At 69.6% G+C, this 13,877-nt stretch carries 8 protein-coding genes; 6 read left to right on the top strand and 2 right to left on the bottom strand.

The annotated features are described in order from the left end of the window. Positions 1–35 precede the first annotated feature (35 nt). A complete protein-coding gene (locus tag AC0L6F_RS15175; RefSeq protein ID WP_473538518.1) occupies positions 36–1,106 on the top strand; it encodes an aspartate-semialdehyde dehydrogenase in 1,071 nt (356 codons plus the stop codon). 45 nt (positions 1,107–1,151) lie between these two features. Next, on the top strand, positions 1,152–2,612 hold the full coding sequence (gene mqo, locus AC0L6F_RS15180; protein WP_274637393.1) for a malate dehydrogenase (quinone): 1,461 nt from the start codon (positions 1,152–1,154) through the stop codon (positions 2,610–2,612). Positions 2,613–2,805: 193 nt separating this feature from the next. Here the strand turns inward: mqo and AC0L6F_RS15185 are convergent, their stop codons facing one another. After that, positions 2,806–3,318 carry a hypothetical protein gene (locus AC0L6F_RS15185; RefSeq protein ID WP_473538519.1) on the bottom strand — a complete coding sequence of 171 codons (513 nt, stop codon included), beginning with the start codon at positions 3,316–3,318 and terminating at the stop codon, positions 2,806–2,808. A 22-nt stretch (positions 3,319–3,340) separates the two neighbouring features. On the opposite strand from AC0L6F_RS15185, the gene AC0L6F_RS15190 reads away from it, so the two are divergent. Both AC0L6F_RS15190 and AC0L6F_RS15195 read left to right on the top strand, forming a co-directional pair. Continuing rightward, positions 3,341–10,222 carry a DUF5979 domain-containing protein gene (locus tag AC0L6F_RS15190; protein ID WP_473538520.1) on the top strand — a complete coding sequence of 2,294 codons (6,882 nt, stop codon included), beginning with the start codon at positions 3,341–3,343 and terminating at the stop codon, positions 10,220–10,222. Positions 10,223–10,270: 48 nt separating this feature from the next. Further along, positions 10,271–10,909, top strand: a complete 639-nt coding sequence (locus tag AC0L6F_RS15195) for a thymidine kinase (protein WP_473538521.1) — start codon at positions 10,271–10,273, stop codon at positions 10,907–10,909. Positions 10,910–10,912: 3 nt separating this feature from the next. On the opposite strand, the gene AC0L6F_RS15200 is transcribed toward AC0L6F_RS15195, so the two are convergent. Then, on the bottom strand, positions 10,913–11,758 hold the full coding sequence (locus tag AC0L6F_RS15200; protein WP_473538522.1) for a DUF1295 domain-containing protein: 846 nt from the start codon (positions 11,756–11,758) through the stop codon (positions 10,913–10,915). Positions 11,759–11,841: 83 nt separating this feature from the next. Between AC0L6F_RS15200 and AC0L6F_RS15205 the strand changes: the two genes are divergently transcribed. Both AC0L6F_RS15205 and AC0L6F_RS15210 read left to right on the top strand, forming a co-directional pair. Further along, the gene (locus AC0L6F_RS15205) at positions 11,842–12,591 is read left to right on the top strand and encodes a FadR/GntR family transcriptional regulator (RefSeq protein ID WP_473538523.1); all 750 of its coding nucleotides are present in this window, start codon (positions 11,842–11,844) and stop codon (positions 12,589–12,591) included. Continuing rightward, positions 12,591–13,874, top strand: coding sequence for an alpha-hydroxy acid oxidase (locus AC0L6F_RS15210; protein WP_473538524.1), 1,284 nt, complete (start codon positions 12,591–12,593; stop codon positions 13,872–13,874). Before AC0L6F_RS15205 ends, AC0L6F_RS15210 begins: the two co-directional genes overlap by 1 nt. The last annotated feature ends 3 nt before the right edge of the window (positions 13,875–13,877 follow it).

A 13,877-nucleotide genomic window follows, 5' to 3' on the forward strand; every position in this document is an offset into this window, starting at 1 on the left:
CAGGACGGGCGCGCCCGTTCACCGAGGACTGTGCCATGACCCGCATCTCTGATTCAGGACTGAACATCGCCGTCGTCGGCGCCACCGGCCAGGTCGGCACCGTGATGCGCGAGATCCTCGCCGAGCGCTCCTTCCCGATCCGCGAACTGCGCCTGCTGGCCACCGCCCGCTCGGCCGGCACCGCCGTCGACTTCGGCGGGCAGACGGTGATCATCGAGGACGTCGCCACCGCCGACCCGAGCGGCGTGGACATCGCCCTGTTCTCGGCCGGCGCGACCGGCAGCCGTGCGCACGCGCCCCGCTTCGCCGCGGCCGGCGCGCTGGTGATCGACAACTCCAGCGCGTGGCGCATGGATCCCGATGTGCCCCTGGTCGTCAGCGAGGTCAATCCGCACGCGATCGACCAGGCCCGCAAGGGGATCGTCGCCAATCCCAACTGCACGACGATGGCTGCGATGCCGGTGCTGAAGGCGCTGGATGCCGAGGCCGGCCTGGAGCGGCTGATCGTCAGCACCTACCAGGCCGTGTCGGGGTCGGGGCTCGCCGGGGCCCGGGAGCTGCTGGGCCAGATGGAGGCAGCCCTCGCCCAGGACGCGGCGATCGGGCTGGTGCACGATGGCGGCGCGGTCGACTTCCCGCAGCCCGAGCAGTACATCGCCCCCATCGCGTTCGACGTGATCCCCTTCGCCGGCAACCTCGTCGACGACGGCGACAACGAGACCGACGAAGAGAAGAAGCTGCGCAACGAGAGCCGCAAGATCCTCGAGCTGCCCGACCTGCGCGTGGCCGGCACCTGCGTGCGCGTCCCCGTCTTCACCGGGCACTCGCTGTCGATCCATGCCGAGTTCGCCCGCGACATCACCCCGGATCGTGCCCGCGAGGTGCTGGATGCCGCCCCCGGCGTGGTGCTGGAGGAGGTCCCGACTCCGCTGTACGCGGCCGGCAAGGACCCGAGCTTCGTCGGGCGCATCCGCGCCGACCAGTCCGCTCCCGAGGGCAGAGGCCTCGTGCTGTTCATCAGCAACGACAACCTGCGCAAGGGCGCGGCGCTGAACGCGGTGCAGATCGCCGAGGTCGTCGCCGCGCAGCGCGCCGCCGTCGCCTGACCGCGTGCACGGGCCGGTCAGGCCGGCGAACTAGACTGGGGGATTGTGACTGAAACCGTCGATGTCGTTCTGATCGGTGGGGGCATCATGAGTGCCACCCTCGGGACCTTCCTGCACGAGCTGCAGCCGGACTGGAAGATCACCGTGATCGAGCGACTCAGCGACGTCGCACAGGAGAGCTCCAACGCCTGGAACAACGCGGGCACCGGCCATGCGGCCCTGTGCGAGCTGAATTACACCCCGGAATCGCCCGACGGATCCGTCGAGATCGACAAGGCCATCTCGATCAACGAACAGTTCCAGCTGTCCCGCCAGTTCTGGTCGAGCCTGGTCGAGAAGGGCGTGATCAACGAGCCGGACACGTTCATCAACGCCATCCCGCACATGACGTTCGTGCGCGGCGAGACGAACGTCGCCTACCTGAAGAAGCGGTACGAGAAGCTCGCGCAGCAGGTGCTGTTCGCCGACATGGAGTACAGCGAGGACTCGCGCGTCATCAACACCTGGGCGCCGCTGCTCATGCAGCGCCGGCTCAAGGCCGACGAGCCGTTCGCCGCGACCCGCGTCGTCGGCGGCACCGACGTCGACTTCGGCGCGCTGACCCGGCAGCTGTTCGATCACCTGCGCTCCGAGGGCGTGCAGGTGCGCACCGACACCGAGGTGCGCAACCTGAAGCAGCAGCGCGACGGGACCTGGCAGGTCAAGTACCGCCGCACGATCGGCCGCGCGCCCGGACGGGTGAACGCCCGCTTCGTGTTCGTCGGGGCCGGTGGCTGGGCGCTCAAGATGCTGCAGCGCTCCGGCATCCCCGAGGTCAAGGGATACGGCTGCTTCCCGATCGGCGGCCAGTGGCTGATGAGCAGCAAGCCCGAGATCGTCTCGCAGCACCACGCGAAGGTGTACTCCAAGGCGACGGTGGGCGCCCCGCCCATGTCGGTGCCGCATCTGGACACGCGGGTGGTCGACGGCGAGGCATCCGTCCTGTTCGGGCCGTTCGCGACGTTCAGCCCGAAGTTCCTGAAGAACGGGTCGATGTGGGACATCGTCACCCAGGTGCGCTTCTCCAACCTGCTGAGCATGCTCAAGGTCGCGTTCACGAACGTCGACCTCATCCGCTACCTGGTCGGCGAACTCGTCAAGAACCACCACCGCAAGGTGAACGACCTGCGCGAGCTGATGCCGTCTGCTGAAGACGGCGACTGGACCCTGCTGCAGGCCGGTCAGCGCGCCCAGGTGATGCACCAGGGGCAGCTGAAGTTCGGGACCGAGGTCGTCTCGCATGCGGACGGTTCGATCGCGGGTCTGCTCGGCGCCTCGCCCGGTGCATCCACCGCGGTGCCGATCATGCTGAACCTGATGAAGACCTGCTTCCCCGAGCAGTTCCCCTCGTGGGAGCCGAAGCTGCGCCGGCTGATCCCGACCTACGGTCAGCAGCTGAACCCGCAGCCGGAACTGGCGCGCGCCACGCTCAGCGAGACTGCACAGGACCTGCAGCTGACGGTCTGACCCCGGCGAATGCACCCTCACCCCATGCGGGCGAGGGGGGTTGATCCTCCCGTCGGATCGTGATGAGAATCCTATGAAAGCGTTCTTATCGCGATCGGAGAGTCATGCGCGCGTCGACGAGGGGAAATCGGATCCGCTGGGGCGCGACGATCGCGGCGGTGGCCGCCCTGATCATGACCGCCGGCCTGCCGGCTCAGGCCGTCGAGACGACGCCCGCCCCGTCCGACACCGCGTCCGCCAGTCGTGACGCGCGCGCGGCGACGCCCACCCCGGATCCCACCGACACCGCATCGCCCACGGCGACTCCGACGCCCACGGCGACGCCGACCACGGCACCGACGCCGCTGCCGGACGTCACCGACTCGCCTTCGCCCGACCCCACCGCATCGCCGTCCCCGGATCCGACTCCGTCGCCGACGCACTCCGCCTCGCCGACGCCGACCTCGTCGCCCACGCCGTCTCCGACCGCCAACCCGACTCCGACCGAGAAGGCCACGCCCGCGCCGTCGCCGTCCGCGACATCCAAGCCCCGCCCCGCCCCGCGATCCCTGCTGCGGGAGTTCGCCCCGCAGATCGCGCCGGGCGCCACGCCGACGGCGTCGATGTCGATCCAGAAGGCCGTCAGCGACACGGCGGTCGTGCCGGGCCAGACGTTCGTGTACACGCTCCAGTTCCAGTGCACCGCCGGAACGGTCAACGGGTGCATCGGGGCCTTGCTCGATGACCCGATGCCGCAGTACATCAGCATCGCCGGCACGCCGACCGTCACCGGGACCGCGAACTACACCGACGGTTCCACGGCGACCGAGCTGAGGCTGACCTTCACCGACGACCTCGGGGGAGGGCAGCAGGGCCTCGCACCCGGCAACGTGGTCACCGTCCAGGTGCCGGTACGCGTGGACGACGACATCCCGCCTTCCGCCGACGGCACGACCCTCACCAACACCGCGACGATGACCGCGGACAACGCGACGGACAAGCAGAGCAGCGCCGCCGTCACCCTGAGCGTGCCGTCGACTCTCGGTGCCACGACGACCAAGACGATCACGCCGGACGGCGGCCCGAACGTCGTCGGCACCGAGACGACCGCCACGGTCACCGGGACCAATGCATCGAACGTCCCGGTCAGCTCGATGGTGATCAGCGACCCGGTGCTCGAGGCGGACGGCACGCCTCCGACGGACGGCAACCCCTTCACCTACCTCGAGGTGAACCGACTCGCCGACACCGACCCCATCACGTGGCCGGAGGGCGCCGACACGGTGCAGGTCCGCGTGTACGACAGCACCGCGGGGGCGTGGGTCGACGGGCCGGTGGCCGACAACCCCGACAACCCCAGCCTCCCCGCCGCCGTGGACCCCGCCGACATCACCGGCGTCCAACTCGTCTTCACGTCGACGAGCGATCCCGCCATCCCCGCGGGCGCCTCCGGCGGCGTCAACGTGGTCCTGGATCAGAAGGCGCTGGTGCCCGACGACGAGATTCCGCTGACCATCACCAACTTCGCAGACACGACGGTGACCGATGCCGATGGCAACGAGGCCCGGTCCGATCCGGCATCGGCCACGTACCGCATCCCCGCCAACGAGATCGACGTCACGGCCGGAAAGTCGTTCAGCCCCTCGGTCGTGCACGCCGGCGACCCCAGCACCGTGACGCTCAAGGGCGGCAACGCGTCGGACGACCCGCTGGAGTCGCTGACCATCACCGAACCGGCGTTCGCCGAGGTCAATCCCCTCGCCCCGGGGGGCGGGCTGGTCTTCACCCAGATGGGGACGGGGGATCCCGCCGATCCGGCGACCAGCGGTATCGTCTGGCCGGATGCCGCGACCTCCGCGACCGTCACGTACACCTGCGATGGGACTCCTGCGGCGCCCCTGACGACCACGACGGCGAACACCCTGCCGGCACCGCCGGCAGGGTGCGATCCGGTGACCGGCTTCTCGGCGACGTTCACGGGATCGATCAATCCCGGGGCCGAGGCGACGGTTCCATTCGTCGTCACCACGGACGCGGATCAGACCCTGGAGGAGTCCTACCACCTCAACATGGTGCGCGTGACCGGCGAGCGCGGGGCGAACTCCGGTGACGCGACCGCGATCGCGGTGATCAGGACGATCAAGGACCGGATCGCGGTCGATGTCGGCAAGCGACTCTACCCATCGACGATCCCGGCGTTCCCGGGGCAGAACGTGACCGCGCAGCTCAGCGGCCGGCTGCTGCCGTTCCCCGACTCGACCGTGGACGCGGCCCAGATCATCGTTCAGGATCCGGCGACGATGCCGGATGCGAATGCGTGGTACGACTCCTTCAATCCGAATGCGGTGATCGCCACGCCGGTACCCGCGTGCTCGACGATGACCGTGCAGTACTCCACCACCGCTGATGGCTCTTCGTGGCAGGACGTGCCGGGCATGGGGGCAATCGTCGGGGCCACCATCTACAACGGCGTCATCCCCAGTGATGTCGCGACGGATGCCACCGGCATCCGCTTCATCTACACCGCCGCCCCCGCAGGAAACGGCTGTTCCGGCGGCTTCCCGCCGGGAACGTCGGTGGGTCCGAACCTCTCGTATTCGCTCGACCCGTCCGTTCCGCCGAGCACGGCGGCGACGCTGACCGACTGCGCGGTGTCGTCGGCCTCGACGCCCACTGCGCCGGACGCGCAGTCCGACCCGGCGTGCGATGACGTGGATCTGACCCCGGTCGACCCGGGAAGCATCGACCCGATCGACAAGGCCTGGGATGCGGACAGCGTGGTCGAACGGTCGCAGACCGACGTCGGAGCGACACTGTCCTGGTCTACGAACGGATACAGCGGCACCGGCAGGATCGTGATCAGCGACACGCAGGATGCCCGCACCACCCCGGTGGCAGACAGTGTGTTCGACACCTGGGACCTGCAGCGCATCGACCCGATCACGGCGTCGCAGGATCCGCTGTTGACATATGACCAGATCACGGGTGTAGAGCTGTTCCAGCTTCCGGCGGGGAGCACCGACCCGGCGCTCGGGCGCTGGGTCGATGCCGCGAACGATCCCTGCCCGGACGCGTGCGACGGCACGTTCCCGGGAGTCCAGCTCACCGGCGATGAGATCGCCTCGACGATCGGGTTCCGCCTGACCTACATCGAGAGCCCCAGTCGCGTCGACCGCCTCGGCGACCCTGACGCCCCGCCGGTCGGAAGCGGCGTGGCCGCCTCGACCGGCAACAACCGCCACATCCACCCGGTGTTCCAACTGCGCGACGTCCGGCGCAGCAACGCCACCATGCCGGTCGTCGCGTCGGACACGTACAACGTCGCCGGCGAGCCGGGCGTGGTGAACAACACCGTCCGTGCGACCGCCTACTGGAATGCCGATGACACCGATCCGATCCTCACGAGGACCGACGCCGACACGATCCTGATCACCGACGTGGACGTGACCGTGGACGGGACGAAGACCTGGACGGGTGGCCCGCTGGGAATACCCGAGGAAGGCGTGCCGCAGTCCGCCTACCCGACCAGCCGCGTCACGCTCACCGGCACCAACACGACTCCGTCGAAGGTCGACGAGCTGACGCTGGTCGATGCGGACACCAGTGACCAGGGTGCGGGGTCCTGCACGACCAGCCCGTTCGACCGGTTCAACCTCATCGACTTCGCGACGATCACCGCACCCGGCGACATCGGTGCCAGTGACGTGACGGTCACGCTGTCCCGGGGCGCCTCGACGACCGATTACACCCGCGATCAGGCCCTCGCGCTGACGGAGACGCAGCTGGTCGATGTGACCTCGATGACGATCACCTACACCGGGCGGATCGACGCGGCCACCGACACGACCAAGCCGACCGCCACGGTCACCTTCGACATGCGCCTGCGCAGCGCATCCCGCGATGACGGCACGGCACCGGCTGCCGGCTCGGTGTGCGACCAGGCGCACGTCAGCACCGCCGACATGGTCGACTTCCCCGGCTACACCGACGCGGCGAACGCCTATCGTCAGGCGAACATCGATCTGGTCGCCCAGGGCATCGACGTGACCGCCGGCAAATCGTTCGACCCGACGACCCTCACCGAGCCGTCCACCGGCCCGGTCACGGTGACGCTGAGCGGCAAGCCGGCGGGGCCGTCGCGGACCGTCGCGATGAACCTGGAAGACAGCGCGTCGTCGAACGCCGCCACCTTCTTCAACCAGTACGACTTCGCCGGTCTCGCGCCGATCACCTGGGTGAACCCGGTCAATCAGGTGACGGTGGACGCCTATGTCGGCGGCACATGGTCGGTCGACGGCGCCGGCGACCCGGTCCTGACCGGCGGACACTGGGAACTGGGCACCGTGCCCGTGGTCGCACCGGCTACCACCGTCGCGCTGCCGCCGGGCGTGACCGCCGACCAGGTGCAGGGCATCCGGTTCGACTTCAGCCGCACCGACGGCGCCAACTGGGAGAACCCGGCCACCCCGACCCAGACCGCGACGTTCACCGTGACGCGGCGCGACACGCTGCGCACCGGTGGCCCGGTCCCCTCAGATCTGGCCGGCAGCGATCCGGCACCAGGCGAGACGGTGGCAGGCGATGCGACGAACACGACGACCGCCACGGTGACCAGCTCGGACGTGGACGCCGACGGAAACCCGCTGACCGGGTCGGACGACGCCGACGCCGTGATCCACTACCACCACGCGAACAACGCGGTGACCGTCGCCAAGACGCCGGACGGCCAGACCAAGTCGCCGGGGTCGCCCTTCCCATACACGATGACGTTCCTGAACTCGGGCGACGTCGACATCGTCGATCCCGTCATCACCGACGACTTCCCGACGGATGCCACGGGCCCCACGATCGAACTCGCACCGGATCCCGGCTACACGTTCGCGTTCACCGGGGACGATGAGATGCCGACGGATTCCGCGGACATCACCATCACGGAGTCGGCATCCGGCATCACCTTCGCCTTCCCCGCGGGCAGCAGCATCCCGGTCGGCGAGACGTACACGATCACGTTCAACGCCGTCACCCGGGATGGGCTCGCGGCAGGCACCGCCTTCACCAACAGCGTGGACATCACGGCCGATCGACCGTGGGACACCTGCAACGGCACGGCCGAAGATCCGGCTGTGCCGCAGTGCGGCGCCGACGCGACCAACACAGTCATCTCGGCCGGCGCGGTCAAGGTGACCAAGCAGGTGCAGGCCGAAGGGTCGGACGAGCTCGGCGTGAACGTCGACCCGCTCTGGACCCGCGCGACGCCGCCCTGCACGGCCGACGCGGACGGCTTCTACTCCCGCCCCTGCATCCCGATCGCCGAACCCGGCGGCGACATCACCTGGCGCTGGCACTTCACGAACAGCGGCAACCTGCCCCTGGATCGGATCCTGGGCATCGACCGACTGCCCGCTCCCGGCGACCAGCTCGCGACGGCCCCGCTGGATCGCGGCAGCCAGTGGCGCCCGCTGCTGACGGGACAGCGCCCGACGCTCGCGAACGGCCAGACCGGCACGCTCACGGTGTACTACACGACCGCAACCTCGGGATGGTGCGACGGCCCGTCGGTGGTGAACGATGGACTGCTCTGCCCCGCGCTGAATTGGACGGAGTGGCCGGCGGGCCAGCCGCTGCCGGTGGATCCTGACACGGTGACCGGTCTGCAGACCGAGTTCCTGCCGGACAGGCCCGTGCAGCCGGCGGCCGCATTCGACGTGGACGTGGAGATGACGGCACCGGCGTATTCACCCGCCGACACACCGAACACGACGGCGTTCTCGGCGACCGACTCCTACGCCTTCAACACCGTCGGAACCAGTGCGCGCATCGCCGGCGGCGGACCGTACACGCTGACGACCGAGCCGCCGCGCGTCGGCGTCGGGCTCGCACACGGCGGCGTGCAGGTGGTCAAGACGCTCGACGGCGATGCCGCGGCGGAGTACGCACCCGATGCATTCCCGGTGACCCTGTCGTGCACGTCCGCCGGTCAGAATGTCCCACTGCCCGCCGACGTGGCCGGCATGACGCTGACCCCGGACACCCCGGTGACCGTCTACAACCTGCCCTACCACGCCACCTGTACGCTCGCCGACGACGGCGACAGCGGTCAGACGTCGTCGAGCTCGACGACGGCGACCGTCCAACGCGAGATCGCCGACTTCGAGACCGTGACGCTGACGAACACGTACGACTACGCCTCGCTGGCGATCACCAAGGCGGTGGAGTCGATCGCGACCGACCAGGACGGCACGCCCATCCCGTACGGTCCGTTCACCGTGGATGTCACCTGCACGTTCCTCGGCGACCCGGTGTACGCCGCCGGCTACGGTCGGCTGCGTCCGATGACGGCGGACCTGTCCGACGGGGCCACGGTGACCTTCACCGGCCTGCCGGCCGGGGCATCCTGCACCATCGCCGAGTCCGACGACAAGGGGGCAGCATCCACGACGATCGTCACCACGGCGGGCAGCGACGATCCGGTCTCCACCGACGGCACGAGTGCGCCGATCGAACTCGCCCCCGACACGAGCAGTACGGCGAACACCGCCGTGATCACGAACACGTTCGACGTCGGCGCGATCAACCTGGTCAAGCAGGTCACCGGAGACGTCGCCGACGTGTACGGCGCCGGCCCGTTCGTCCTGTCGCTGAACTGCACGCTGGATGACGCCACCGGCTCGCGCACCGTCTGGGACGGCAGCGTCACCCTCGGGGGCGGGGCACCGCTCAGCGCCCGCGTGGTGAACATCGCGGCGGGCGCGGAGTGCACCGTGGCCGAGACCGACGACGGAGGCGCCTCGACCGTCGCCATCGACCCGGACGGTCCGATCTCGGTCGATGCCGATCAGACCGCCACGGTGACGGTGACCAACTCGTTCGATCCGGCGGTCATCCGCGTCGACAAGCAGGTGGACGGGGACGCCGCGGCCTTCGCCCCGGACACGTTCCCGATCGCGGTCACCTGCAGCGCGAACGGCGCCGTGCTCCCCGGCTTCCCGGTGATGGTCGAGGTGGCGCCGGGCACGCCGGCCGAGATCGACACGCTCTCCGGCGCCGACTGCTCCGCGATCGAGACCGACACCGGGCAGGCGACCGAGGTCACCTATGATCCGCCGGCTGCCGACGGCGACGGCTCGGGCCCGGTGGTCGCGACCGACGACCCTGACGCGCCGGCGACCATCACCGTCACCAACACCTACGGCGCGGGTGCGCTGCAGGTGCTGAAGCGGATCGACGGAACGGGGGCGTCCAGCGCGACAGGGCCGTTCGTGTTCGGCGTCGTGTGCGCGTTCAACGGCGATGACCAGGCGTATACCGACACGGTGACGCTGCGCAAGACGGGCACGAGCCTGGTGCTGCGCTCCGAGCTGATCGCGCCGCTGCCGGTCGGCGCCGTGTGCACCGTCACCGAGACGGATGACGGCGGCGCGGACCAGACGCCGCCGCCGGTCACCGTCACGATCCAGTCCGCGGCGGTCGAGCAGGCGGCGGTGGCGCAGTTCGTGAACACCTTCACCGCCGCCGAGGACCTGCCGGTCACCGGAGGGTCGGGGATCGCCTGGGGCGCGCTGGCAGCGGCGGCCGTCATGATCGGGATCGGCATCCTCCTGGCCGTCCGCCGCCGCCGGCACACGGAGTAGCAGTCTCGGTCGGAGTGCGACTGCCCGCCGGGTCCGTAGACTCGGCGGGTGGCCAAACTCTACTTCCGGTACGGGGCGATGAACTCCGGCAAGTCCACATCCCTGCTGCAGGCCGCCTACAACTATGAGGAGCGCGGGCAGACCGTGCTGCTGGCCAAGCCCGAGATCGACACGAAGCACGCCGACCGCATCTCCAGCCGGCTGGGCGTCACGCGCGAGGTGGACTTCCTGATCCGTCCGGACGACGACCTGCGCGAGGTCTTCGGCCGCCACCGGGCACGGGTGCGGCAGGATGCCGAGACCGCCCTGATCCCGACATCCACGGCAGACGTGGCATGCCTGCTCATCGATGAGGCGCAGTTCCTGACCCGGGAGCAGGTCGACGACCTGCTGCGGATCGTCGTGCTGGACGGCGTGCCGGTGCTGGCCTACGGAATCCGCACCGACTTCCAGACCCGCGCATTCCCCGGGTCGCGCCGACTGCTCGAACTCGCGCACAGCCTGGAGGAGCTGAAGACCATCTGCCGCTGCGGGCGCAAGGCGCTGTTCAACGCACGGCTGGTCGGCGGGCGGTTCGTGTTCGAGGGCGACCAGGTCGCGATCGACGAGCTGACCGCGGACCGGGTCACGTACGAGTCGATGTGCGCGGAGTGCTACCTGCGCGAGTCGGGCGGTCGCGTCGGCTGAGGCCTATGCCCGCTCGGCGGCCCTGCCGGAGTGCCGCGGCGGCCACGGCACCAGCATCGACGTGGTCCGCTGATACTCGCGGTACGCCGGGTACTTGGCGGCCGAGATGGACTCGGTGAAGATCGTCGACCCGATGAACAGGATGCTCAGCAGCACCGCGCCGATGATCGTCGCATTCACCGCCCCGCCCCAGAATCCGGCGCCGGATGCCACGGCCGCCGTCGCTCCGAGGCCGTAGAACATCCACCACTGTAGCTGTTCGGCGAAGAAGTTCGGGTGCCGGCTGAACCGGAACAGTCCCGTCGTCGCGAAGCCCGGCTCGACGTGGCCGCCGGCCGTCTTCTTGGCCCGGTGGAAGTTCCACTGCTGCTGATCGGCGGCGAACTCGAGCGCGAGGAAGCCGAGGAACAGGACCGCGAAGATCGCGTCCGCCCCGGTCAAGGGAGCCGGATGCTGCACCGCCACGAGCGCCGGCAGGGTGATGAGCACGAGCAGCGCGTTCTGGTACAGCACGATGAACAGCAGATTGAACACCTGGAACTGCCAGGGCTTCATGCGCCCGCGCAGGATCGCCCAGCGGTAGTCCTCCATGCCGGTGTAGCCGCCTCGGCGGGCGAAGTTGAAGGTGAGGCGGGTGCCCCACAGCGTGACCAGGACCGCCATGAGCACCGCACGGGTGGCATCGGACCCGCTCGCCAGGGCGGCGCCGGCGAAGATCCAGGCATAGACGACGGGGACGATCGACCAGAGCCGATCCACCCAGGAGGTGTCGCGGGTGATCAGCGAGGCGATCCAGCAGAACGCGCACACTGCGCCCGCCACGATGAGGACGATGCCGAGGGGAACCACGTGCTCAGACTAGCGGCGCGACCCCGCCCTTGCGTGGTCAGACCACACAGGGATAGAGTGGTCTGACCACAGAGGAGGCGGCAATGGCCGATGCCCCGGCGCGCGCGTGGCGCGTGGTGCTGGAGAAGATCGAGTCCGATCTGCTCGGCGGCGCCCTCGTTCCGGGAGACCACCTGCCGCCGGAGCGCGAGCTCGCGGCGCGTCTCGGCGTCGGCCGCTCGAGCGTGCGCGAGGCGCTGCGCGTCCTGGACGTGATGGGACTGATCCGCACCGGCACGGGTTCCGGGCCGACCTCGGGCGCGATCGTCATCGCCACCCCGCAGGGCGGAATGTCGGCGCTGCTGCGGCTGCAGGTGGCCGCGCAGGGCTTCCCGATCGACGACGTCGTGCGCACCCGGCTCGTCCTGGAGACCTCCGTCGCCGCGGACCTCGCCCGCGCCGCTGCCGACGCGCGCCATGCGGGCGAGTCCGACGCCGGCGCCCTGCACGACGCGCGCGCGGTGCTGGACGCGATGGATGCCGCGGACCTGACCCCGCAGGAGTTCCTCGCCTTGGACGCCCAGTTCCACACCGCGCTGGCCGAGGCATCCGGCAACGCGGTGGTGGCCGCCATGATGGCCGGCCTGCGCGAGGCGATCGAGTCGTACGTGCTCGCCGGCGCCCAGCGGGTGCCCGATTGGGACGACACGGTCGCCCGGCTGCGCGCCCAGCACCGCCAGATCGTCGACGCGATCGGCCTCGGCGACCCGGCGCGCGCCCGACGTCTCGTGCACGACCACATCACGGGCTACTACGCCCATGCCGGACTCACCCATGATCGAAAGGACCGCTGATGGTCACCAGGCAGCTTCCGAACCTCGGCGACATCTTCGAGCTGATGCAGTTCAAGAAGCCCGAACTCGATCTGCGCAAGCGCCGCCTGGATGCCGCGCTGACGATCGCCGACCTGCGCACGATCGCCAAGCGCCGCACGCCGAAGGCCGCGTTCGACTACACCGACGGCGCGGCCGAGGGAGAGCTGTCGATCGCCCGGGCGCGACAGGCGTTCGAGGACGTGGAGTTCCACCCCGGCATCCTCAAGCCCGCGCCCTCGGTCGACATGTCGTGCGAGATCCTCGGCAGGCGGTCGGCGCTGCCGTTCGGCATAGCGCCGACCGGCTTCACCCGGCTGATGCAGACCGAGGGCGAGATCGCCGGAGCAGGCGCAGCCGGAGCCGCCGGCATCCCGTTCACCCTCTCGACCCTGGGCACCACGTCGATCGAAGAGGTGAAGAAGGCCAACCCGCACGGGCGCAACTGGTTCCAGCTGTACGTCATGCGCGACCGCGAGATCTCGTACGGGCTGACGCGCCGCGCCGCCGCGGCCGGATTCGACACGCTGTTCTTCACCGTCGACACCCCGGTCGCCGGCGCTCGCCTGCGCGACAAGCGCAATGGCTTCTCCATTCCGCCGCAGCTGACCCTGGGCACCATCGTGAACGCGATTCCGCGGCCGTGGTGGTGGATCGACTTCCTCACCACGCCCAAGCTCGAGTTCGCGTCGCTGTCGACGACGGGCGGCACCGTCGGCGAGCTGCTGGATGCCGCGATGGACCCGACGATCAGCTACGACGATCTCGAGGTGATCCGGGGGATGTGGCCCGGCAAGATCGTGATCAAGGGCGTGCAGAACGTCGAGGACGCGAAGAAGCTGATCGATCTGGGCGTGGATGGGATCGTGCTGTCCAACCACGGCGGACGCCAGCTCGACCGGGCGCCGATCCCGTTCCGGCTGCTGCCCCAGGTGGTGCGCGAGGTGGGCAAGGACGCCACGGTCATGGTCGACACCGGCATCATGAACGGCGCCGACATCGTGGCATCCGTCGCCCTGGGGGCGAAGTTCACCCTGATCGGACGCGCGTACCTGTACGGACTGATGGCCGGCGGCCGCCAGGGCGTCGACCGTACCATCGAGATCCTGCGCAGCGAGATCGAGCGCACGATGAAGCTGCTCGGCGTCTCGTCGCTCGGCGAGCTGACGCCGAAGCACGTCACGCAGCTGACCCGTCTGACGCCGGTGGCGGGACAGGCGCGGAGCGCGCCGACCCGGGCACCGCGCGCACGCACCACCCGCTGAAGC

The organism is Microbacterium sp. G2-16M (assembly GCF_055809115.1).